This window comes from Hufsiella ginkgonis (genome assembly GCF_009834915.1).
Lineage (GTDB): Bacteria > Bacteroidota > Bacteroidia > Sphingobacteriales > Sphingobacteriaceae > Hufsiella > Hufsiella ginkgonis.
The window spans coordinates 1043635-1068297 of the sequence record NZ_WVHS01000001.1 but is presented as its reverse complement, the minus strand read 5'-3'; the positions used below and the strand labels follow the sequence as shown (position 1 = coordinate 1068297).

The following is a 24663-nucleotide window of genomic DNA, read 5'->3' as shown; positions in this document are numbered from 1 at the left end:
AGTCGACCAAGTTATTGGAAGATTTCTATTTATGAACATTCTTCCCATATATCATTTTTGTTGCTCATCTATTCACAAATGCTGTTATAACTTACAGATAAATTTCAGATTCGGTTTAAATTCGGTTGAAATTCGCTTTATTATTTTAGTTAATTTAATGCGAATAATTACAAGGAATAATATAGATGAAACGGCAGCTTTTAACCCTATTGTTTTTCTCAATCAGTCTCAGTGTTTATTGCCAATTTGATGAAAGGGTATCCAGTTCACCGCCGTCGCCGACCGCCTCGGCAATTATGCGGGCGGGAAATACGCCAGTAAATATGTACAATGGAACAGCGATTATCGGAGCAGAGATCTGTAACGTCAGCGCGCGCGGCTACAGTATTCCCATATCTCTTTCCTATCAGTCTTCCGGTATCAAGGTGCAGGATATTGCTTCACCAACGGGATTAGGGTGGAGCCTAAGCTGCAATTCCATGGTCACTCGCATGGTACGAGGATTGCCGGACGAAGACGCTAACGGTTATTTCGGAAGTACAATGGGTGCGCAAATTGAGGGAACGTTAACACCGGCCATAATATATAGCATTATAGACAATACCAAAGACGCGGAGCCAGACCTCTTCTATTTTTCCATGAATGGCATGACCGGGAAGTTTGTGTTTGATAAGAACAAAAATCCGGTTATGTTGCCTGACAACGGGGTTAAAATTCTGAACAGCCCGTTTAAGCAGGAGTTAGGTGTGAACGGATGGATACTTAGCGACCTGGCGGGCAACCGTTTTCTTTTCGGAACTGACGCAGGCAGCATTGAAGCTGAATCCACGGTCATTCATGGTGAGAACACGAACCAAACGTTACCCACGTACAATTCGAGCTGGATGTTGCGAAACATCATCACCTCAGATGGAAGGGAAACCATTACCTATAACTATGAAACCGGTGGCCAGATAACGACCACAAACTACCGGTTCTTAAAGAAGTACCGGTCCAGGATAACTTCAACATTTAACAGGGGGCTATATTTCCTGGGTATGCCGATCATTCAAAGCTCCACCGCTTCTGACCACTCCTTTGTAGACACGCACGTCTGGAATAATAATATCGATGTGACGATCGCTGAGCCAAAATATCTTTCTTCTATTGTAAGTTCTGACCGGTCAGCTTATTTTTCCTATCTGTCTGCAAATGACCGGAAGGACCTGTTAAACGGGCGTGTGCTCGAGAAAATAGAGTTGCGTAATAACCTCAATCAAACGATAAATACCTATAAGTTATTTCAAACGTATTTCATATCGCCGCAGGCTCCAACGGTGCCTCCACCGGAATTTTACCGGCTCAGGCTCGACAGCATATGCACTTTGTCTTCTCAAAGCCAACTGCTTCCATTATACCGGTTTGGATACAATAGCACCGTGTTACCCACGAGGACCTCGGTCGAAATGGACCACTGGGGTTACTACAATTATTACGGGCAGCCCAACAGGAACCCGTTCCCGAACTTTCCCGATGAACTCATCAGGCAGCCGACGCCGGAAAGAGCGCAGGGAAGTATGCTCGAGCGCATAACCTATGCTGCCGGCGGTTACAAAAAGTTTGTGTTTGAGCTCAATCAGTACCACGACCTTCAGAACAATATAACTGCCAATGCGGGCGGCCTAAGGGTAGCATTGGTAATTGACGTGCCCGGATTAGCGCTTCCTCCCGTAGTAGCCCGCTATAAGTACACTGACGCTTCAGGGAAATCCACAGGAATGCTGCTCAATCAACTGCCGGTTTATACACAATACATCGATCATGACCAAAGTATGCTTCCATACTTGAACTCGGCGATATTTGAACCGGTTTTCGCACCTAATCAAACTATTTACTCGATTGTAAGTCAGCAGAAAGGTTGCCTGGTTTACCCTGTGCCGATGAAGTCTAACCTAATGGCGATAGTTGGCACCACCCTGGCTAATTTTATGGGTGTAGGCAGTTCCTTTAGCTCAACAATGTACGGTCCCTTTATTATACAATCCAATATCTCGTTGAATAACTTATTTGATACCGATGGGTCGGTAGTAGGTTATAGTGAGGTAACGGTGGATAACGGCAAAGAGGGTAAAACAGTCAATAAATTTACTGATGTTGACGATTACCCTGATTACTCAGGTCAAATGCGGGTTGATCACAATTATAACGTTGTAAAACGCCTGTTGCCGAATGCGAGCCCTTATACCCCGGCCACATCCTATGCTTTCGCCCGTGGCAAGCTAAAAGAAAGTTTGGTATATGACAGTCGGTCAGTGCTTCTAAAACGGGTTACAAATACTTATGGATTTCATAGCCTGGCGGATAGTGTGCGTGCACTAAGGTGTGCTATTGGAAAGATCAGCGTTTTTAATGGTAGCAACTGGCAAACCTATACCAATACGTATTTTAACATCGGTTATTATTTTCACGTATCAAAGTCCCTGCTGCTCATAAGCACCAAGGAAGAACACTTTCTCCCTGGGAACGGCATGGTGGAAACAGGCACGGCTTATACCTATCATGCCGCCATTCCTGCGCTGGTAACAAAGCTCGAGTCTACTAATAGTGATGGGTTGGTTTCTTCTACAAACTACAAATATGTGATCGATAAATCGCTGGTTGGGTACACGGAACAGGCCCATGTCGATGGCGCGAACCAGCTATATGCAAATGGAAGATATGGTATTCTGCTGGAACAAACTCAAATAAACAACGGGCTTACCACCGGGATAAAGAAGACTGGGTTCAAAACTGTAACCATCAATTCCAGGCAGCTCACGTTACCCGAAGTAATTTATGAAGGTGATGGAAGAGGGGTCAGGGAAACTACCCGGTTTGAAAAGTATGATGAATTTGGAAACGTTATGCAGGCCGCGGTACCCGGGGGGTCAAGAATGACAACCGTCTGGGATAGCTATCATTTAGCGCCTGTAGCGGAATGTCAGAATGCCGCCTTAACTGACGTCTTTTTTGAAGACTTCGAAACATTGCCTGGCGCAACGTCGCTGAACGCCTTCACGGGCGACAAGTATTGGGCGGGAGACTATACGCTAAACTTTACGCCGCAGGGAATCGGCCCTCACAAGCTGTCTTATTGGTATCGTGAGAATGGAACATGGCGGTTTTCCGGCTATGTGCCTTATACCGGCACATCTGCAAGTTTAACTGCCGGGGATGCCATTGACCAGGTTCGCGTGGCTCCATACGAGTCTGCAATGGTGAGCTATACCTATGATGCGGTACAGGGTGTCAGCTCTGTAACAGACGACAAGGCGAAGATAACCCGGTTTAGTTATGATGATTTTAACCGCCTAACGCTTGTTCGGGATGAGAAGGGCAACATACTTAAACAACAGGGTTATTATTATCACACTAAGCCAGTTGATGAAGTCTACTTAAATGCGGAAGTAACTGCATCTTATTCGAAAAATGACTGTGCTGGGGGAGTAGGGATACCATTCAATTATACCATTCCCATTGGTTTATACTATTCATATGCCAGCCAGCAGGACGCAGATGTGCAGGCAACAGCCGACCTCGCACAGAACGGGCAGGCAGTTGCGAACCAGGCGGGTGACTGCGGAGTATTTGCCCGTCTTGAAATAGTAAACAACTCGACGAATTACCAGGGCGATCCCAATGATCATACCACCGTGGAAACCGCCGACATATATGTTCGATTTTACACAAACGCTTCCTTCACCACGCCTGCCTCAATGCCGGTAGCTACTGATGTTAAACTCAATATTAGTAATTTCAGCACTGACGAGTATGGGTCATCATCGAACGATTACGAGGTGGTTTACATCGTAAATGCCAATAACTCTTCCGTGTTTTTGGGCAATTTTACGCTATCATGGGTGCGTGAGTTTTTCTCAACCTATGCGAATCATACAATAACCGAATCCAGCGCTAACACATATTCGCTTCTTACATATCCTGGAAGCAAATACCTCATCCAATAAAACGTCATGAGAATCATCAATTTAATTTTATGCATAACGGCATTTGCCGGATTTAGCTCCCAGGCGCAAAGTAGCGAACCATCAAAGTCGGAGCGTATCTCCTATTTGGTGAAGAATATTGCCGTCGAACCGCTCAAAGCGGAGGAGATGGTCCGAATTTTTGATGAGTACAGACAGCTCGTTACCGTCGCCAAAAACGATACTTCCATCAGTAAAAGCGACTTACAGCAACGATTGCTGACCATCAGTTCCGAACGGCAGACAAGGTTAAAACAGCTTCTTTCCCCGGCGCAGCAAGAGAGGTTTTTTGCGATGCTGCAGCGGGAGATCACCCATTCTGAGGCAGAAAAGCAGCAGCATAAACAGCAAATGCTAAAAGAAATACAGCGTCCGCTAAACGGAGCAACGTTAAAAGAAGTAAATGATCGTGGTGTTTCATATCATCCTATACCGTAACATGAACATCAATAAAATTTTTGTATGCGTCGCATTTATAGCAGCCGCATTTAAAAGCACCGCACAGCAACATGTGTCGCTTAACACTTACAGTGGCCAGGCGGAGGTTAAGGCTAGTCAAAGCATCACTCTTTTGCCCGGATTTACTATCACTGCAGGTTCGACCTTTCGGGCCTATATCAGTTCTGTCGCCGATGTATGTATTCCACTTCAGTCTCAGCCATCATTGAGTACAACATTTACGCTATCACGATCTGTGCTTGCTCCCGGCTTTACGTTGCCTGCGCAGTTAACTTCTGCCAGCACATGCGAAGTGAGCGAAGGTGTCCAATACTACGACGGGCTGGGGCGGGTTATCCAAACGGTATCCACTAAGGCAAGTCCGACTGGCAAGGATATAGTTCAGCCTAACTACTATGATAATTTTGGCCGGACGCCCCGAAGTTACCTTCCTTATACGGTAAATGGTAACGATGGGGGCTTCCGCCCGTCAGCGCTTGCAGAGCAGGCCAGCTACTACAATTCTGCTCCGACAGGCGTAGCAAGTACAGCCGCGCCTTTCGCCGATACCCGTTACGACCTTTCACCCTTTTCACGACAGGTAGAGCAGGCAGCACCAGGAACGCCATGGCAGCTGTCGGGCGGGCATACCGTTAAGTCTTCGTTCCTGGTTAACGATCATACGGTATTAAACCCGTCTACTAGCACAGGTAGCAGGCGCGTGGCAAAGTATTGGGCATCCACCAACACCAATGGTACCCGTACGCTAAACCGGGCGGGCGGCACAGCTATTTATGATGATAATAGCCTTTACGTCACAGTAAAAAAAGATGAAAACTGGCAGTCGGGCTGCGCAGGCACCGTGGAACAATACTATGATAAAGCCGGCAGACTGCTCGTTAACCGTATCTATAACCAGCTGCCTAACGGACAGATACAGATGCTGTCCACGTACTACGTTTACGATGAATACAACAATCTATGTTACCTGATTCCGCCGCAGGCAGAACCAGATAACGACAACGCGATTACCCAGGCAGTATTAGACGATCTTTGCTACCAGTACCGGTTCGATGAACGTAACCGGGTGGTGGAAAAGAAAGTGCCTGGGCGGGGTTGGGAATATATCGTCTATAATTCCATAGGTCAGACGGTAATGACCCAGGATGCCGTACAGCGGAACAAGTCCCCGCAGGAATGGACCTTTGCCCGTTATGATGGTTTGGGACGCAAGCTGATGACCGGTATATACCAGCATCCGGGTAGTACCGCTGATGCAAATATAAGCGCACCGGCGAACTCAATACGGGCCTTGCTGCAGGAGATAGCATATACCCAAACTTATGCTTACGAATACCGCAGCAGCGGTGGAACGCAAGGCTATAGCAACCGAACCGTTCCACAAGCCAATATTTCGGCTTACCTGGAAGTAAGTTATTACGATGATTACAACATACCAGGGCTGCCAGGTACCTATAGCCAGGCAGCTTTAGCATCCAGCAACCGGACTTCGGGCCTTCCAACCGCCTCAAAAAGGGCTGTTCTTAATAACTTGTCGCATTATTTATGGAGCGTTTCTGTTTATGACGATGAGGGCGACGTGGTAAAAAGCATAAACCAGCATTACCTCGGTGGACTGTTAAACGAAGGGAATTATGACGAAACTGCCGTCAATTATAGTTTTATAGGGCAGGTAATAGGTACCAGTAGAGCACATAAAGTTAACTGGGGTACGACGGCCATTATCAAACAGGACTTTGAATATGATGCGCAGGGCCGTAATGTGTACACCAAACAGAAAACGAATAACAGCCCTGAAATCATACTTTCAAAGTTCGAATATAACGATCTGGGGCAGTTACGAACCAAGAAACTTCACTCCGAAGATAGTGGTACAAACTTTTTGCATAGTATAACCTATGGGTATAACGAACGGGGTTGGATGACATCAGTATCCTCCGGTCTTTTCACCGAGCAAATGCGTTATAACGATCCCCAGCATGGCTCGACGGCACGTTATAATGGTGATCTCTCGGAACAGGAGTATACGATGCCTTCTACAGGCGCTCAATGGGTGGGTTACAGTTATGATAAGCTTGGCCGCCTTACTGCGGGCAGCGCCAGCAGGGGGTTCTACGAGAGCAATATCAGCTATGACAAGGCTGGCAACATCCTGTCGATGAACCGCGACGGAGGCACATTAAGCTATAATTATCTATCAGGCACAAACCGGTTAGGCTCGGTATCGGGAGGAGGCCTCAATACAGCCACTTACCAGTATGACCTTAATGGCAATACAGTGTACGATGGCTCGAAGGTTAATGTGAACGTCGGCTACAACATGCTTAATCTCCCTCAAACGATAAGCGGGAGCCAAAGTATCACATACACCTATGATGCATTTGGCGGCATGCTCCGTAAACAAAGCTCAACCGCGGTAGATTATATCAGCGGAATACAATATACCAACGCTAACATCGAATTCATTCATACCAGCGAAGGCCGTTACCGGGTAAGCGATGGTAAATACTTGTACGATCTTGCGGATCATCTTGGCAATGTCCGGGTTACCTTTGGCAAGGACCCTAATAATGGCAGTGCCACCCGGATGCAGGAAGACGAATATTATCCCTTTGGGAAGCGTCGTCCCGTAGAACCTGTCTCCCTCAATAACTTCTACCTATACAACGGTAAAGAGTACCAGCCGGAGCTAAAGGAATACGACTATGGCGCCAGGTTCTATAATCCTGAAACCGCGCGGTGGAACGTGGTCGACCCGATGCCTGACGGCTATGAAAGTCAGTCGCCCTATAATTATGTATACAACAACCCGGTGAACATGGTAGATCCCAGCGGCATGTTCGGTATGAAGCTAAATCCCTGGATCAAGCCGCAAGGAGAATCGATCTGGAAGGCGAAATGGATACCGGACGGCACCCCGATCCCTGCAGGATGGGAGTATGTAGGCGATGATAACTTCCTCTTCGGGATGCTGCAATTATCGGTAGTACCGATCCATGCAAACCAAATGAGCCCGTGGGAGCGGTACGATTTTCGGGCGGCCCTCGGTTTAAGCGGGGAAGACCTTTACCGGTTTACGAATGGGAAAACTGACTATCGGCTGAAATATGTTAGCGATTCCTATCGCGATTACCGGATAGCTTTTAATGCAAGCCGCGATCCGCTGGTCGATATGTTTAACGTGGGTATGCTTGCCTGGGGAGCAGGGGACGTTTACATGCTGGGCAGGCTCGGATATATGGCAGGGGCCAGGTATATTGCCGGCAGGGCTGTCCAAAGAATAGCGGCAGAAGAAGCGGCAGGTATTGGGGCCAACAGGGCAGTTAACTACGCGTCGCATGGGGGAGAGTTTCTGGATGATGGGGCGAGGATGGTGGAACAAGGGCTGGCTGCTAAGGGGGTAAGCGTGATAGGGCCAAGGGCTACTTACAGGGAATTTGCTAAAAAGATAGGCGCCAATTTCCTTAATGTAACCGATGAGGCATGGACGATGCGTAAGAACGTGGAATTTTTGCAAGAGGTTGTAAAAAGAGGGGATGATATTATATTCTCTGGGAAATATAATCCCTTAAAGCTTGATCCCAATTCAGTTCTTGGACAAGAGATTAGGTATTTGCAAAGACATGGCTATTCATGGACTGACGATTTTTCAAGAATGATAAAAAAATAGAGTTGATATGGAACAGAGTTTTATAAAATACATCTGCGAGTTTTTTAAAGGGCTTGTTGAAATGTATGGCTTTAAGATAAAAAAAGAACTGAACGAAGAGCAATCTTATATGATTGAATATAGTTCAGGCGATTTTGTGATTAAAATTGAAAAGTATTTTCGAGAGTTTTATGCAACTCTGTATAAAATAAATAAGCCTGATAGTGAAATAAATCTTTTTAATTTATTGGAATATCTGAGGCAAGGTGATACACAAATCCCAAAATCAGAATATTTTCGTAAAGAAAAAAACATCGAACAAGGGCATAGAAAACAATTAGCTCATATATCATCAGTAATTTTTGAGAATTATAATTTGATAAATGATTTTTTTAGTAGTGATAATTATGAAATAAGAGTGGCTGAATTTGAAAAGTATTGGAAAAATAAGCACCCAGAGTTGTATAAAAAGGCTTGATGAAGCAATGCCGCTAAGAGGGAATACAATATACTAAGTTTACCATGCAACTTGGGCTAAAGTAACGATTCCTATGCTGCTGATCCTATTGCTCAAAAATACTTTCACGTTATATTATTGCCCTGATTTTAGCATAGTCGACAGCATTAATATCAACGATATTAACTATGACCTGGACGATTTTTCTAGATACAACGAGGGCTTCCCTGGATTTATGATTGGCTGAGGTCACGGAACGACACTTTAGATGTTGATGTACTCCATCGGGCTTTTTACCCTGTTCTCCAGCTTTTTGGCTGTCTTCTTGTCGAAACCAAGGCTGATCGCTTTTTCCTGTACCTTTTTTAAGTTCTCTGCATTCATAAGATGTGTTATTAAAGGGCGAAAAATTAATTGATAGGGGTTAGTGGATCTTCAGACTCTGTTCAGGCTCCTCATTCAACTTCGTGTCCTGTTTGGTTTTCAGGTCCAGATTCTTCTGCGCACCCGTTCTTAGCGATCTCGCAGACGACATTGATGAAGCTGTACAAGACGAGCCGGTTTTCTGTAGCCGGTTTGAAATCGCATTCGCCGAAATGGCACGGAGAGTTTAAGGAGCATTCATTAAAGAGTTCAGAGACATGGGATCAAAGCTTGGGTTAAGGTGGGTGAGAAATAACAATTCGATAAACCTTCCTCCATCTTGCAGGTTACCATCTATACAAGACCTGAAAACAAGAAAACTATGCCATGGTACCAAGGAGACTACCCGCCATCCTATAAAAACCTTCGGCCCGAACTTCGGGATCGGGCCGTGGAGATCGCCAATGCCATATTGGAAGAAAGTCATGACGAAGGCATCGCCATTGCTACCGGCCTGAAACGTGCCAGGAAGGAGCCCGGGCTTGCGGAACATGAAGGTTTCGCGGACGAATCGGCTAAAGAAGATTAACTCAACTATTCATTATGACAAAACAACCCTATGTGATCTGCCTGATGATGACCAGTCTCGATGGCCGGATATTAACAGATAACTGGGGCGATCGCCCCGAAGTGAAAAAGCTGAAGGGCAAGTTTGAAGAGATCCACGAAAAGATCGGTATAACCGCCTGGATAGTGGGGCGGACCACGATGGAGAAAGATTTTACCGACTTCGCCAAACCGGTGCTAAAAAGGGGACACCAGGAAGTGAGCAGGGAGGATTTCGTGGCCGACCATGAACCTGGTAAATACGCGATCGCCATCGACGGTCATGGTAAACTGGGCTGGAACGAGCCGCTTATGCAGGGCGATCATGTGATCACCGTGCTGACTGAGTCGGTACCTGATGCCTACCTTGCCCATTTGCGCGACATCGGCGTTTCCTACCTGTTCGCCGGAATTAAAGAAATCGATCTTAAAGTGGCGCTGAAAAAACTGCGCGGACTCTTCGGTATCGAAAAGCTGATGCTGGAAGGTGGTGCGCACATTAACGGAAGCTTCCTGAACCAAGGGCTTATTAACGAGCTTCACCAGGTTCTGCTGCCGATCGCCGATGGCACGGCTGGCGCTCCTGCACTTTTCGAGATCGATAAAGAATCGAAAAAGCACGGCGCCACGTTGCTTAAGCTCGAAAAAGTGAGGAAGATCAAAGATGACGTACTTTGGCTTACCTATTTGCTCCCGGGCTAGTAAGCGTTACCCAAACCGGCGCATGGTCGCTGGCATCTTTCCAGCCTCTCACATGTTTGTCGACGCCTGCTGATACCAGCCTGGGGGCGATATGCTTATTAAGCAGCACATGATCGAGCCGCAAACCGGCGTTCCACTCGTAAGCGTTTCGGAGGTAATCCCAAAAGGTATAGATAGGTTCGTCGGGATACAGCTTTCGGATAACATCCGTCCATCCTTGTTTAACAAGTTGGGCATACGCTTTTTTCACTTCCGGCTGGAAAAGGGCGTTATTCACATACTTTTCAGGCTTATAAGTGTCGAGATCGGTTGGCATTACGTTGTAGTCGCCGATCAGTATCACCGGCAGCTCGCGGTCCACCAGGTTTTTGGCGTGTTTGGCCAGCCGCTTAAACCAGCGCAGCTTATAGTCGAACTTTGGGCCAGGAACCGGGTTCCCGTTAGGAAGATAGAGGCAACCGACTACGATGCCGCCGGTAAACGCTTCGATGTAGCGGCTATGGGTGAACTCGTCATCCTCGCCGGGGAGGTCGCGGTGAAGCTCTTTGATTTCCGTTTTCGACAGGATAGCTACGCCGTTCCAGCTTTTTTGGCCTACCCAAATTGCATTGTAGCCAGCGGTATTGATCTCCTGTTCGGGGAAGCTTCGGCTTTCGGCTTTCAATTCCTGGAGGCATACGATATCCGGATCAGCTTCCTTTAGCCAGCGCAACAGGATTTCGAGGCGCCCGTTAATGCCGTTGATGTTGTAGGTAGCGATCTTCATAGCGCGGTAAAACAGGTGATACACTTGGCAGTTAATGGCTTACCGCTCATCCTTTTTCCGATTTCCATGCTGCTTTTTGCGTTGCATACTGTTCATTGGTTTCCGCTGCTTTCCATTTCTCGTAGAAGATAGCTGCGGCTTTGGCCTTCTCCTCTTCACCAGTGCCACGCTCAAGAGGCTTGTAACTGTTTTCCTTGTCGTACTTTTTGCCGCCTTTATAGTTGGCATACCGCCGTGCGCGGGTGTAACCCATTTGCAGGAACTTACGGGCCATGTCTGCGCCGACGAAATCGGCCTGGTCCAGGTACGCCAGAAATAGCCGATAGATCTCCTCACAACTTGTTTTAGCGATGTCGACAGTTTTAAAACGCCAGTGTTTGCCGACCTCGCTTTTGTAAGGCTCACAGATGAGCACGCCTTGTTCGCCTTTGCCTACGCGATATTGTTCCGGGTGTTTGCGGTAATCGATACCTGGTTTCCAGCGATAGGTCTCTGAGTTGAAGTTTAAATAGGAAGGTTTGGTCATCGATAGGGCGTCTAAAGCGTCAGTTTAACTATCAGCCGCTACCCAGGCTTTCGCCGAAGCAAAATCCGATTTATCAAACCCCTTCGATTCGGCCCCGGGAACGATCGTTGCGAACACGTCTGAAAAACGGTTGATGATCGTGGAATCACTCACGATCGCTATGCGCTCCCATTTAGTAAAGTTTTTCAAACCCAACCAGAGATCTTCCCACCAGGCGCCGATGGTGAAATTTTTCAGCCCGGTATCGATAACGAGCAAAAACCTGATCTTACCGGTGCGTTCGATCAGTTTATCTATCTCGGGAAATACTACGGTTTCGTAGTCGTCTTTAGTTATTTCGCCGGTTGCCCTGAAGCCGGCAACGTCAGATGGCAGGCCGCTAATTAGTTCTATCATAGGTAGTCGGTCATGATGGTGTATGATCATAACAAGATCGGGCTGCAGAAGTTTAGCCCGGTTAAGTTTCGCTGCTTGAATAGTTCTTAACTTTTCAAATACGCGGCGGCCTAACTTGAACGTGAATTTAAAACAACGCGAGCTGAACTGCACCCGTGGAGGAATTGGACTATCGTCCGCTCTATTTACTTACTATCGTCCCAAGTTTGGCATACTCCACATCATTGGGTTCCCAAAGCTCGATTTTATTCCCTTCGGGATCCATGAGGTGAACGAAGCGGCCATAGCTGGCGCTCTCTACCGTGTCGGCAGGGAAAATACCGGCGGCTTTCAATTTCAGCAGCAGCGCATCGAGCTTAACCACACGATAGTTGATCATGAACTGCTTCTCTGACGGGAGGAAGTACTTGGTCGTTTCCCGGAAGGGAGCCCAGAGCGTAAAACCCTTTTTGGTACTGTCGGCACCCTGGTACCACTGGAAATTAGAACCGCTCTGCACCATACGCATACCCAGGTTGGTACTATACCAGGTTTTGAGTGCCGCCGGATCTTTCGCTTTAAAGAAAATGCCGCCGATGCCTGTTACCCGCGGAACATCATCCATAGGAGATGTCAATCGGCTGAACCCATAACCAAGCATAAATGCTGCGACCAAAAGGACGCATACCAGTGATTTTTTCATGACTTGAAGTTTATGTTTAAAGATACCTAATTCACCTGCTAACTTAGATCATGCAAAGTACACGCCGGGCCAATGAGCTTAGAAATCAAATCAGCCATAGCACCGAAACAATTGAAGTGGCAGTCGCAAGAATAGCAGCGGAGACGATCACCCGTTTGCTCTGTGAGGACACTTGATCATATCTCCTGTACCTATGTGGCAGACGCCGAGCAACCCGATTGGGAGGGCGTCGTAATTGATGGCACTGGAAACGGTCACGACAGGCGGGGGAATTTAACTAATAGGAAGAATAGTGAAGCGAATGAATTAAGGTTAAATCTTGGGTTTTTTTTCCTGATTTCGTGGGCTTTTTCTCATTATTTTAGAAGAAAAAACACAGGAAAGCGTGGAAAAATCTCCTGAATTTGTGGGAAAAATCTTGTGGAAAATATAACGTTTCATCATCAGGACCTATGTATCTTAACAAAGTTTACAATTCATACCCTAAACTCATGAAATCACTCTTTGCAACACTGGCAGCGTTACCGCTGTTCATCGTTTCCGCGCGGTCACAGGAAACGCCGTCAACGCCATCTATGGCTGTAATTATCAAAGTTCAGGACATTTCCTCGGTAGTCAACCTTTCTGAAACCAGGAAAGCCGCACTAACGGCTTATTTTCAAAAAGAAGAAGCAGCGATCTCCTCCGCAATGGCAAATCCAACTACTACCACACAACAAATGGAGGCCTTAAAAAGGCAGTTGCGGTCCGAATTCAGAGAGCTTTTATCTACACAGGAGCTTACCTCTTATAGTCTTAAGAAGCGGGGTTCGCCTTACGCCATTATTGACACTGCCGCACATAACAACGGTATCCGGTAAGTTTACCAAATATCACCGCTGGCGTTTCACATCCTGCACTATCAAAAGTCCTACAACAAATGAAAAAAATATTATTTACACTTATATGCCAGGGTATGGCCCTGCCACTTTTTTCTCAAGTAACAAATACGTTTCCGGCTACCGGCAACGCCGGCATCGGAACCTTGTCGCCCACTACAACGACCGGGTCTACCTATTCAGGCCTTACGCTCAACCATGCCACCTATGGCGGTTTTATAGATTTCAGGCAAAATGGCGTGCTAAAGGGCCAGGTATGGGGCGATATAAACGGTATGAATCTGTATGCCGGGAGCGAACTACCGCTGCGGTTTTTCACGGATGGTAACGAGAAGATGGCCATTTTACCAAACGGACATGTCGGGATCGGTACAGGAACCCCGTCAGCAAATTTCCAGGTGTCAGGTACTAACCCTTACACAGGCAGTACATCCAGCACCGATTACATCACCATTTCTGGCATCGGAAATGTCGGGTTGCAGGTACGAACCTCCGGTACAAACCCTGGAGATTATGCCGCATTAAGATTTAACGCAGGCGGGACAACTAATCTTGCTGCAATTTACTCTGAAGCGAGCACCGGTAATTTTATTTTTTCTCAGCCACGGGCATCGGGTATAATGGGATTTGACCTAAACTCGGCGAGAATAATGACTATCCTGAACAGCGGAAAAGTTGGCATCGGCACTGCTAACCCCGACGAAAAGCTCACCGTTAACGGTAAAGTGCACTCCACGGAGGTGATCGTTACGGCGGTGGTGGGCGCCGACTTCGTGTTCGCCGACGATTACGCCTTAAAGCCGCTGGCCGAGGTAGAAAAGTTCGTAAAAGAGAACAAGCACCTGCCGGAGATCGCCCCTGCGGCGGAGATGCGGAACAGTGGGCTGCAGCTGGGGGAGATGAACATCAGGCTGCTGCAGAAGGTGGAGGAGCTGACGTTGTATATGATCGAGAAGGATAAAGAGATAGCCGCACAAAACAAAAAGCTCGGGGATCAGCAGGCTATAAATAAGGCCCTGGAAGAACGCCTCCGGAAACTGGAAAGTAAGATAAACTAACCGCGTCTCAACTAGATGATTTCTATGCTGCTTAAACCATTTTTACGGGTAGTGACTCTCCTTGGCCTAATGTCACCGCGTTTGCGCCGCCGCACGCAGTTGCCCAGGCCACCCTTACTCCTGTGCTTGATAACGTGATCCCGCCCTCGCCCAACGTGAGCGCACTTAAGACAGGATCGAGACCCTCCAGGACACTGCAGTTTACGGCCCGATGTACCGCCGCAACATGATCATAACGTAGTCGGCGAAAAGCACCCATAGAGTACGATGCATATGGCAGCGAATTTAAAAAAATACCTGCCTTATACCACTTCCCCGGGCACGGCAGGGTCTTACCGGCCGGGAGCCTTAACAGGAACGGGCGGTTATACCGGAAGCGAGCAATATGCTTTTTTCCAGGGCCGGCGGGCAGGGTTATGCCATCACCACCGCTCCTTTTGCCGAAACGCTGCCCGAGGCCTCTCCCCTGATCACGCCGTTAAATGAAAGTGTAAGGGATTTCAAATGTCTTGAATAAAGCATAGCCGGTACATCAAGTTTTATTAATTTAGTTTTAAAAATCCCATGGACCCATTACAGGAAATCCCCGACCTTTATTTTGAATTCATTGAACCTTCGCCAGAATTAGAAGAGATCATCGCTACATCATTTAAAAGCGATGAAGTGATGCGATCCAAGTCATTTTTGGGGAAACTTACTATCGGGGTATTAATATTATCCAGTGTTCAATTAGCTATTCGTACAGCATTCACGGTTTGGCAGAACCATCGGAAAGATTTACAAAGCGCAAAAGTGAGAATTGGCAAAGAGGAAGTAAGTTTCGAGGGATTTTCGGCATCGGAGGTTAAAGACATGATTGAAAGCGGAAACATAGATAAGGTGCTGGATAAACTCAAAAAGGATGAATGAGGCATACATCCGCCGACTGATTTTCGCCAAACGCCCGCATGCCAAATTCGTAGTAGTTAGTCACACAGACCAGTTTCTTACACCGGAAGCTGAAATCGGGCGTGGCTTTTATTATGTCAGCCTTTACGACGAAAATATAGGCTCCAACGTCTTCACCTCGAGCGCCGGGCCTGTAATGATCAGTAATTCCTACCTGTCTTCATTCGCGTACAATCTAGCGCTGGCTGTGCTGTATGAATTCGAAAACGATATCCAACCCACCGATCAAAAGGTATCGGCCCTGCTGAAATACAACTTCAAGAAGTATTTTGCCGAACAACTCTTTCACAAAAGTAATACGATCTTTTCGAGAGCTATCCTGCTTGAAACGCTGGTTTACGAGCAGTTTCGCATGATTCCTGTATTCGAACGGATTAAAGAGGATTCGGCTTTTTCCCGGACTGCAACAGAAGCTTCCAATATAATGGGGCAACTGGTGATGTTCCACGAGATGGGTCATTATTATATAGATCACAATCCCCGGTTCTGGCAGGAGTTGACCGATCAATTTGGTAAAACATTTATTCCAGTTCTTGAAGAGTTTAAGCCATTACTTTCTCCAACATTACTTGAGGAATGCCATTGTGATATTGCCGCCTTTTACTTGTCCCTTATAGCTGCAAACGTTGCTGATCCAGACAGGCAATCGTTTTTACGATTCACCGCATTCGGATATTCATGTTATGCCACCATGTTCACGCTCGCCCGTTCTGCCGAGAAAACTTTTAAAGGCAATCAGGGGTTAGTCGACCTGGTGGATTTTCAAAGTACGGAAAAAACAAGCAGTGATGCCGGTTTTGAAGTGGATGCAGATCGCGAGATGATCCTACGCGCCCAGTTGATGCTTCGACTCTGCGAGCGGCAAGCCAACGAATGGCAAGTTGACCTTTACGGGATGAACGGACGATTTCCATTGCCAGAAGATATCCTCTTAAAATTACTCAACTATGTTAACTATATCCAGGATCCGAATGATCCACAGGAACGCGGCATGGCTTTGCTGCTCGCCGAAGCATTTCACACACATCCGCAGGGCATGGAATTTTTGTATCTTAGATCGAAAGTTTTCCAAAACACAGGGGCGGGTTCATAACCGGTTTTTCTGTTCAGAGTTTATTACGCTTCGTCTTCTTTTCGTCCCACATAACCCGTAATGAATCGGTATAGCTGCTCTTGCTCTGTTACCGTGAACACGTCCCCGTTAAAAATCCAATGTCCTTGATTATCAAACGGGATCCGGCCGATATGGATCTTTCCAGGTAGGCCCTAATGCGGACCTTCCTGCAGAACTTACTCATGAGAAACTTAGCTTATTACGTTGGCATGATCGACACCTGATCGTATTACCCCTATCTTCGCCCCAATGGAAGATTACTTCATACTGCCGGTTAAATATAACGGCGAAATCCTCGAATTCGAAGGCCGCCTGCTGCCACAGGGCTACGTGCATAAGATCGAGATCATTATTAATAAAATTCCTGTGCTTTTTGAACCCGACGAAGAACGCAGCTACCGGGCGCTGGTGAGCACGGAACACTTGGAAGGAAAGGCGGCGAAATTGAGTTATGGGTTGTTAAAGGCGATAGCGGAGAAGCTGGAATCGCTTCCTGGGTGATGGCAGCAGCTATAAACCTGTCTTTAATCATTCCATTGCAAGGGATGTGGCTTCCAGGCATCGAAGTGAACATTACTTTGCCGCCTTTAAGGTATCGATTAATATGATTTTACCTGTCTGTGTATTCGTTTCCCTGATTCGCACAGTAATTCCAGCATGATTGCCGGATTTTTTCACAGGTCTTGAGAAATTCTTATATCCGTAAACGATCGATAAGATTATTCCTATTAAAAACAGAGTAATTTGTAACAATGCAGGAAACCGCATATTATTCCCGGCGATACTCGGCGACAGAGCTGCAGGAATCAGTACTTTAGAACCTGTAGGAATGGTAACAGTTACAGACGACTCTAAAACCATGACATCCCCTGCTTGAAGGGTATGAGTACTAATAGCAACACCACCTGCAAGTTCTATCGTTGCGTTTTCCTTCAAAGTCACTTGGGTGTCGGATCCTGTTGTTAATTTGATGTCAGCCTTTGAACCATTCGGTTTTACCGAACCTAACGTTCCAGTCATTCCCATTTGAGCCCAAATGCCACATCCAATCGAACAACCGAACGCAATCCATGCAAATACCAACCACCACTGGCCAGTGATCGGATCGTGAATATCCTTTAGAAAAGTGATCGTAAATGCTAATATTCCGGTTGCGAGGGTAATAAGCTGCTTTGTATAATCAGCAGCAAACTCAAATGCCATTTTCTGCCGCTCTTCCATAACTATATGCAAAATGGATATATTGGACAAAGCGACCGTAGAAAGTCGCGAAAACTTCCGAATTTAGGTATATCTGCTTTTCTTATAAAAATGCTGTCGACCAGCTCTCCTGTGTGAAAACTCAACAGGTCCTTATAGTTTTCAAAATCTGCGGAATCGTCAGCTAACCTAGCGGTACCGCTTGTATAGAAGTTTCTCAGCTCAAATATTTCGTTAGCACTCAATTTAAGGTCTCTGTACTCAAGTGATTCGATCATACCGTCAAATGAAAGACGATCCGATTTTTCCATTTCCTGCGGATCAGCTAATGGAGGGGCAATAATTGTCATATATATTTTTTTAATCTAAAATAAGTAATATTAATATTCCATCGGTTTTTTTGACAATAAATAATCCTTTGTACTCAATTTAAGCGGTTATGTCGAACAGCAATTCGTCGAATGTCCTACTGGCAGCAACTGCTTATTTCGCGCAAAGCCGCAAAGTTGCGGGATGTATGAACTTGCCCATCCGCAGTACGCCTTTCCTTAATATTTTCTATCTTTCCAGGACATTACTATGTCCGTTTCGTTACGACTGTTCCTGCTCACTGTCATGCTCATCGCGGCCAAGGCTGCGATGCCGGCCCCCCGGTATATGGAAGCTTCCGGCGTTACCGATATCGGCGTCCTGCCTCCGCCGGGTATCCTCCTGCATGGCTGGAAATTTCACGCGGGCGACGATATCTCCTGGGCCGGAACCGATTTTGACGATAGCCGTTGGGCTATACAGGATTCGATCGTAAACTTGTACCAGCTTCTGAATGGCAACCCATCAGCACGGGCCTGGCTGAGGCTTCGGTTCAGGGTGAACGATGCGGCGGATGCACGCACGCTCGCCCTGGTCTGTAACCAGTATTTCGCATCGGAGATCTACCTTGACGGCCAGCGGATAGCCCGTTATGGAGCGATCGGGGCCGATCCCGCGCACATTAACGCCTGGAACACGCTGGGCGAGCCGCTGGCCCTTCCCTGCACGCCGGGAAAGGTTCATACACTTGCCATCCGATGCGTGCAGCAGCCGGACCTGCGCTACCAACCGGGCCAGTTTTCAGCAAGATTAAGGGCCTTGCCCGATGCGATAAAAGCATACGCCGCGAACATCCGCAGCAGGTTGCCTCAAACTATCCTGAGCGGTGTATTCGCCATTCTTTTCTTCCTGCACCTCGCCTTCTTCCTGTATTACCCTAACGACCGCACGAACATCTGGTACGCCATTTTTATGGCGATAACCGGTATCGGGCTCGTTATATCGATCTCGCTCGAAAGGGCACACGACCTCGCTGCACGTATCCTGTTCATCGACCTGATGAACGCATCGTATCTCGGCTGTATTTTCTTCGTGCTCACGGTTTACCAACTGTTCAATTACCGCAACCGGGTTTCGCTTACGGTGGTGGCGCTGCTGATGATCGTGATCAGTATAACCGACTACGCCACCAGGCGGATCCAGTCCAGCGTGGCCGACAGCATCCCGCTGCTCATGGTGATCGAGTCCTTCCGCGTATCGCTCTGGGCCTATCGCCGGAAAATGCCGGGAGCGAACGTGCTGCTCGCGGGACTCGTCCCTGTATTTCTTTTCTCGCTCTTCTCCCTGGTTTACCTCGTTATCGCCGGGCCGAACCTGCTCTACAACATTAGTTTCTCACTTTCGGCCGTCGTGGTGCCGGTGTTCATGTCGGTCGTGCTGGCCATAAAGTTTGCCGCTACCAGCCGGACGCTGGAAAAGAAGCTGGCGGAAGTTGAAACGCTTTCGGCAAAAACCCTGCAGCAAGAGCAGGAAAAACAGCACCTGCTGGCCCGACAGAATATTGTGCTGGAAGAGCAGGTGACCGAACGTACCGCGAGCCTGAACCGATCGCTGGAAGAATTGAAACAAACCCAGGCACAGCTGGTCCAGTCGGAAAAAATGGCTTCGCTCGGCGAGCTCACGGCGGGTATTGCCCACGAGATACAGAACCCGCTGAACTTCGTGAATAATTTTTCGGAGGTGAGCGTAGAATTAGTACAGGAAGCGGAAGAGGGAATAGAGAATGAGGAATGGGAAGAAGTGAAGGATGTTCTCGGCGATCTGAAGCTGAATCTTAGCAAGATCAGCCACCACGGCAAAAGGGCGGATAGCATCGTGAAAGGCATGCTGCAGCATTCGCGGGCGAGCTCGGGAACAAAAGAGCCGACAGACCTGAACGCGCTCGCGGACGAGTACCTGCGCCTCAGCTATCACGGTCTGCGGGCGAAGGATAAGAATTTCAATGCGGAGCTGGTCACGGATTTCGATCCGGCGTTGCCGAAGGTCAGCGTAATCCCGCAGGACGTGGGCCGCGTGCTCCTCAACTTATTCAACAATGCCTTCCAGGCCACGCAGGAACAGGCTAAACGCAGCGGCGATCTGTATAAGCCGAGGGTGGAAGTAACGACCGCTCAAACGGCATCGGGCGTAGAGATCCGGGTGAAAGATAACGGCCACGGCATTCCCGGAGACATCCGCGACAAGATCTTCCAGCCCTTTTTCACTACGAAGCCGACCGGTGAAGGAACCGGCCTCGGCTTGTCACTTAGTTACGACATCGTGGTAAAAGGACATGGCGGGAAACTGGAGCTGGCGGGCGAAGAAGGCACGACGTTCAGGATAATACTGCCTGCTCAGTCATGATCACCCGGGAACCTGGTATCGTGCGATGACCAGGCTGACATTGACGTACAAGCGGCCTTAGCAACCTAAAGCCTGTCACCCGTATGTCGCCCCGCAGATTATCGCAGGCCCTTTTGTCATTGAACGAAACATCAGCTGCCTTTCTGTGTTGAACAAATACATCTATCTTAAACTATGTTCGATCAAATTGTAAAAATGGTTAAGGACCAACTGGACAATACCCCGGAGGTTAAATCAGCTATCCCTCCCCAGGAGGAGGACGCCATTCACACGGAAGTGGCCGCACACATCGATAACGGGATCAAACAGGAGGCGGCGGCACAGGGAGGCGTAGGCGGCTTGCTCTCTTCGCTTGCGGGTAGCCTCGGTTCCGGCAGCAACGTCACTAATGCGATTACCGGCGGACTAGCAGCAAGCCTGGCGAGCAAATTCGGTTTACCGCCCGCCGTAACAGGTGCTATTGCCGGCGCCCTTCCGGGAATTCTTCAAAAATTCGCGCATAAAGCCAATGATCCCAATGATAATAGCGTCACTCCAGAAAGCATTCAAAGCTCGTTAGGCGGCTTAGGAGGATTGTTTAAGTGAGTGGGATAACGTTATTATTTATGTGAGACAGCGGTGAGGTTCACATGGCCGAATATTTTTTCGGCTTTACGCCGATATGTTCCTCAAACACTCTTGAAAAATGGCTCAGATTGGTATAACCGAGCTTGTATCCTGCGGCTGAAACAGATAACTTCTCTTCTCTCAGCAGCCGGGCGGCCTCCTTTATCCTGAATCCCTGGTAATAATTAAAAATGCTGTTTCCGAAGATCTGGCTGAATAAACGTTTCAACTTAGTGGGGCTCATACCGGCACCAACTGCCAGTGCTGTTATGACCGGTGGAGTTTCAAGGTGTTCCAGTAATTGGTCCCTTACCTGGTAGACGGCCTGAATATCGCCGCCGTTTAAAGGATATAAGTACTTTTTATCCCGCTTTTCCAATTCCGTTAACAGCCTGCAGATCAGCTCCTCTGCTTTTACTCTCAGGAAAAACGACTCGAAGGTTCCATTAATCGGCTCATTAACCATTTCATGCACAATTTTTTGTAGCGAAGGATGAATGAGCTGTTCGAACAGTAAGGGCTGCGTATTTTCCAGGAGGCTTTGCAGGAGGTGCGATTCTTCCGGCAGGGTAAAAAGCCCGTTTAAATACGTTGCATCCACTTCTATAGTAACAGTAGCGATGTTCGTGTGTACCGAAATAAGCTCATCTGTATTTATACGGCTGGTCGCAACCAGAACGGAAGGCGTTTGCATTACCGGCTTTTCGGATAATACGGATTTCGCTTTAGGGAAGATATTTTGAAATTTAAAAAATATGATTTTCCGTGTGGTATCGATGTCCGGGTTATTAATGGTTAAAGGCTCATTTAGCTCGTAATTACTGATAAGCATCCGGATATGCTCATTTAACATGAATCCGGCGCAGTAGCCTCTGCCAAACTTCCCGGGAATTTCCAACCGGTTATCTTTTACTGTTGTCCCCAGTAAATCGGCAAAATTTAACAGGATATTGGGTATAGTTTGCCGTTTCATTATTCACTAAAAAGTCTTTTGCGACTATTTTTAAGTCAAATATAGTTATTTTATCCCGTGCGTAGCTGGCAGTTTTGTATCGTCATTATACATTACAAGATCATGTTACTTAAAGATAAGAAAGTAGCCATTATCGGCGCCGGGCCCGTAGGCCTGACCATGGCCAGGCTTTTACAGCAAAAGGGAATTGACGTAACCGTTTATGAAAGAGATAGAGACCCCCATGCGAGGATATGGGGCGGCACGCTCGACCTGCATAAAAATTCAGGGCAGGAAGCTATGAAAAGGGCGGGATTGCTGGAAAACTATTATGCATCAGCCTTACCTATTGGCGTGAAAGTTACCGATGAGCAAGGCGAGTTATTGTTCACGAAAAAGCTTACCCCCGCGAACAAATACGATAACCCGGAAATTAACAGGAACGATTTACGGAAAATATTACTTGACAGCCTTACTCCTGGTGCGGTGACCTGGGACAGCAAATGTATAGGATTAGAGGAACGCCAGGGGGAATGGCTGTTGCATTTTGAAAATAAACAGGATGCGGTGGCAGATCTGGTCATTGGCGCGAACGGTGGAATGTCCAAAGTAAGAAACTACGTAACGGACATTGAAGTCGAAGAAACCGGGACTTTTATTATACAAGGCGATGTGCCTCAACCCGAAATAAGATGCCCTGAATTTTATCAGTTATGTGAGGGGAACCGGTTAATGACCGCCTGCCAGGGCAATTTATTAGTTGCAAACCCTTATAACAACGGTGTATTAACATACGGCCTCATTTTTAGAAAACCAGGAGAATGGGCTCACGATAGCGGGTTAATATTTCAAAATACCAGCGATGTAGTGGCGTTCCTTTTAAGCAGGTTCGCTCAATGGGATTACCGTTTCAGGCAATTATTCCACTCAACGTCACTTTTTGTGGGTTTGCCAACGAGAAAATTGCCATTGAATAACCCCTGGAAAAATGATCGTCCTTTGCCGGTAACGCTGATCGGCGATGCCGCCCACCTGATGCCCCCATTTGCGGGTCAGGGGGTAAATACCGGGCTTGTGGATGCGATGATCCTATCCGATAACCTTGTTGGCCGTGAATTTGGAACCATCGAAGATGCGATCAGGGACTATGAAAAGCAAATGTTTGGATATGCCGCGGCGGCGCAACGTGAATCCAGCGAAAACGAGCTAGAGATGCGCGACCCCGGTTTTTCTTTTCAAAGGCTAATCAAGTAGCGGTTCTTGCAATTCCGCTTCACTGGCTCGAAAACTGTCCGAGCCGGGCTATTTCATGAGGGCTGTCTCAAAAGCGATATCTAACTATGACTCCTGCATAAGCGGCCTGATCCGCAGATCTATCACCGCCGTATTCTTTGTTTGCGTAAGGACATAGACGATCGAGCGGGCAATGTCGTCAGCAACCAGCATTTCGCCCTTTTTCTTTTTTTCCTCGTGTTCTTCCGGCGTTCCGGGGATCATATCAGTATCTACAAGTCCCGGCTCAATGAGCGAGACCTTTATCCCGTCGGGGTTTAGCTCTTTCCTGACGGATGCGGAGAATCCCTGGAGGCCCGACTTGGTGGCCACGTAAACGGAACTGTCCTTGCCCCGCGACACTGCGCTCATCGATCCGATGTTTACGATATGTCCGCCGCCATTTGCTTTCATTAGCTTGGCTGCTTCGTTGGTGCAGGCAAGCGGTGCTAAAAGATTTGTATTTAGCACATATTGCCAGTCACTATAACTTCCTTCCTCTATACCGTCAAAGGCGAGGGCTGCGTTATTTACCAGTACATCCAGTCCCGTGAATCGATCTTCTACGCTGCTGAATATTTTTTTTATACCGGTTTCCGTTCCCAGGTCAGCAATCACGCCGGTAATACGCTCACTCAATCCTAATTTTTCCGCGTCGGCAAGCGTGTCGTTCAGTTCGGGTGCATGCCGGCCGCAAATAAGTACATTGGCGCCCTGCGCGGCCAGCATGAGGGCAGCAGCCCTGCCTATGCCGGTTGTTCCCCCGGTGATCAGGATTCTTTTTCCCTCCAGGCTTTCGGCCGCAAAAGGGTGTTTTGTTTTTGTTGATGTTTCCATAGCGAGTGATGATTTTATTTAACCGGGTAATCGGTTTAAGGTTTTCTTTAAAAGAGCACAGTCGGTCCTTTCATGAGGCTGGCCTCTTCCGGTGTTCTCGTCGTTTCGCACCAATCTGGATCAAGGAGAATAGGGGCGCGGCGAGGCGCAGTGCGGCATCCCCGCTTACATTGCGCGAAACAACGATAAACAGGCCGCAGGTGCGGCGATCACAAAGCCCGGGCCGTTCCTTTCAAAACGCCCATGCGGATCATTTTCCGCCAAAGTTGATGGAGGCCGTAAAAGCTGAAGGTCTTTGTCTCCGGCGTCCGGAATTTTCCAGGGTGGGCCAGCGAGGAAAAGGCGATGGTGAGCAGATCACCGAACCTCCGCTGGATCGCTCAAAATAATTAAGATGACGATCTTCCGCACACGAATTATCCACGAACCTGCGGAATGTCATTTAGTTAACGTCAGCGAGCTGTTGACGGCTTTCAGCC

Annotated in this window: 22 protein-coding genes; 14 read left to right on the top strand and 8 right to left on the bottom strand. The window is 47.6% G+C overall.

Translation table 11 applies throughout. The annotated features are described in order from the left end of the window. Positions 1-491 precede the first annotated feature (491 nt). The 6 genes from GS398_RS04470 to GS398_RS04445 all read left to right on the top strand — a co-directional run bounded on the left by GS398_RS04470 (position 492) and on the right by GS398_RS04445 (position 10237). The gene (locus GS398_RS04470; RefSeq protein WP_160905508.1) at positions 492-3983 is read left to right on the top strand and encodes a DUF5977 domain-containing protein; all 3492 of its coding nucleotides are present in this window, start codon (positions 492-494) and stop codon (positions 3981-3983) included. A gap of 6 nt (positions 3984-3989) precedes the next feature. Further along, positions 3990-4439, top strand: a complete 450-nt coding sequence (locus GS398_RS04465) for a hypothetical protein (RefSeq protein ID WP_160905507.1) — start codon at positions 3990-3992, stop codon at positions 4437-4439. Between the two features lies 1 nt (position 4440). Next, complete coding sequence (locus GS398_RS04460; RefSeq protein WP_160905506.1) at positions 4441-8130, top strand: DUF6443 domain-containing protein; 3690 nt, start codon at positions 4441-4443, stop codon at positions 8128-8130. 7 nt (positions 8131-8137) lie between these two features. After that, a complete protein-coding gene (locus GS398_RS04455; protein ID WP_160905505.1) occupies positions 8138-8587 on the top strand; it encodes a hypothetical protein in 450 nt (149 codons plus the stop codon). A 724-nt stretch (positions 8588-9311) separates the two neighbouring features. Beyond that, the gene (locus tag GS398_RS04450) at positions 9312-9518 is read left to right on the top strand and encodes a DUF2188 domain-containing protein (RefSeq protein WP_160905504.1); all 207 of its coding nucleotides are present in this window, start codon (positions 9312-9314) and stop codon (positions 9516-9518) included. Between the two features lie 14 nt (positions 9519-9532). Beyond that, a complete protein-coding gene (locus GS398_RS04445) occupies positions 9533-10237 on the top strand; it encodes a RibD family protein (protein ID WP_160905503.1) in 705 nt (234 codons plus the stop codon). On the opposite strand, the gene xth is transcribed toward GS398_RS04445, so the two are convergent. From xth to GS398_RS04425, 4 genes are all read right to left on the bottom strand, one after another. Beyond that, positions 10215-11003, bottom strand: coding sequence for an exodeoxyribonuclease III (xth, locus tag GS398_RS04440; protein ID WP_160905502.1), 789 nt, complete (start codon positions 11001-11003; stop codon positions 10215-10217). The two genes, GS398_RS04445 and xth, sit on opposite strands and share 23 nt — an antisense overlap. Positions 11004-11049: 46 nt before the next feature. Continuing rightward, a complete protein-coding gene (locus GS398_RS04435) occupies positions 11050-11529 on the bottom strand; it encodes a DUF4385 domain-containing protein (protein ID WP_160905501.1) in 480 nt (159 codons plus the stop codon). Between the two features lie 24 nt (positions 11530-11553). Then, complete coding sequence (locus GS398_RS04430; protein WP_160905500.1) at positions 11554-11925, bottom strand: SpoIIAA family protein; 372 nt, start codon at positions 11923-11925, stop codon at positions 11554-11556. Positions 11926-12106: 181 nt separating this feature from the next. Then, positions 12107-12607, bottom strand: coding sequence for a VOC family protein (locus tag GS398_RS04425; protein ID WP_202405950.1), 501 nt, complete (start codon positions 12605-12607; stop codon positions 12107-12109). 491 nt (positions 12608-13098) lie between these two features. On the opposite strand from GS398_RS04425, the gene GS398_RS04420 reads away from it, so the two are divergent. From GS398_RS04420 to GS398_RS04400, 5 genes are all read left to right on the top strand, one after another. After that, positions 13099-13467 carry a hypothetical protein gene (locus GS398_RS04420; protein WP_160905499.1) on the top strand — a complete coding sequence of 123 codons (369 nt, stop codon included), beginning with the start codon at positions 13099-13101 and terminating at the stop codon, positions 13465-13467. 95 nt (positions 13468-13562) lie between these two features. After that, complete coding sequence (locus tag GS398_RS04415; protein ID WP_160905498.1) at positions 13563-14543, top strand: FtsB/FtsL family cell division protein; 981 nt, start codon at positions 13563-13565, stop codon at positions 14541-14543. A 564-nt stretch (positions 14544-15107) separates the two neighbouring features. Next, positions 15108-15452 carry a hypothetical protein gene (locus GS398_RS04410; RefSeq protein ID WP_160905497.1) on the top strand — a complete coding sequence of 115 codons (345 nt, stop codon included), beginning with the start codon at positions 15108-15110 and terminating at the stop codon, positions 15450-15452. Beyond that, a complete protein-coding gene (locus GS398_RS04405; protein WP_160905496.1) occupies positions 15445-16584 on the top strand; it encodes a hypothetical protein in 1140 nt (379 codons plus the stop codon). Before GS398_RS04410 ends, GS398_RS04405 begins: the two co-directional genes overlap by 8 nt. 270 nt (positions 16585-16854) lie before the next feature. Then, a complete protein-coding gene (locus tag GS398_RS04400) occupies positions 16855-17106 on the top strand; it encodes a hypothetical protein (protein WP_160905495.1) in 252 nt (83 codons plus the stop codon). Positions 17107-17178: 72 nt separating this feature from the next. Here the strand turns inward: GS398_RS04400 and GS398_RS04395 are convergent, their stop codons facing one another. Further along, positions 17179-17826 (bottom strand): hypothetical protein, encoded by a 648-nt coding sequence (locus GS398_RS04395; protein WP_160905494.1) that lies wholly within the window; start codon positions 17824-17826, stop codon positions 17179-17181. A 2-nt stretch (positions 17827-17828) separates the two neighbouring features. Next, positions 17829-18155, bottom strand: coding sequence for a hypothetical protein (locus GS398_RS04390; RefSeq protein WP_160905493.1), 327 nt, complete (start codon positions 18153-18155; stop codon positions 17829-17831). 229 nt (positions 18156-18384) lie between these two features. Here GS398_RS04390 and GS398_RS04385 point away from each other — a divergent pair, with 229 nt between their 5' ends. Further along, positions 18385-20517: an ATP-binding protein gene (locus GS398_RS04385; RefSeq protein WP_160905492.1), complete on the top strand. Its 2133-nt coding sequence runs from the start codon at positions 18385-18387 to the stop codon at positions 20515-20517. Between the two features lie 174 nt (positions 20518-20691). Beyond that, entirely contained in the window at positions 20692-21102 is a 411-nt protein-coding gene (locus GS398_RS04380) for a hypothetical protein (RefSeq protein ID WP_160905491.1), read from the top strand. A gap of 40 nt (positions 21103-21142) precedes the next feature. Here GS398_RS04380 and GS398_RS04375 read toward each other — a convergent pair whose 3' ends face one another. Next, positions 21143-22096, bottom strand: coding sequence for a helix-turn-helix transcriptional regulator (locus GS398_RS04375; RefSeq protein ID WP_160905490.1), 954 nt, complete (start codon positions 22094-22096; stop codon positions 21143-21145). Positions 22097-22198: 102 nt separating this feature from the next. Here GS398_RS04375 and GS398_RS04370 point away from each other — a divergent pair, with 102 nt between their 5' ends. Continuing rightward, a complete protein-coding gene (locus GS398_RS04370) occupies positions 22199-23329 on the top strand; it encodes an FAD-dependent oxidoreductase (protein WP_160905489.1) in 1131 nt (376 codons plus the stop codon). Between the two features lie 84 nt (positions 23330-23413). Here GS398_RS04370 and GS398_RS04365 read toward each other — a convergent pair whose 3' ends face one another. Further along, positions 23414-24184, bottom strand: a complete 771-nt coding sequence (locus GS398_RS04365) for an SDR family oxidoreductase (RefSeq protein WP_160905488.1) — start codon at positions 24182-24184, stop codon at positions 23414-23416. Positions 24185-24663 lie beyond the last annotated feature (479 nt).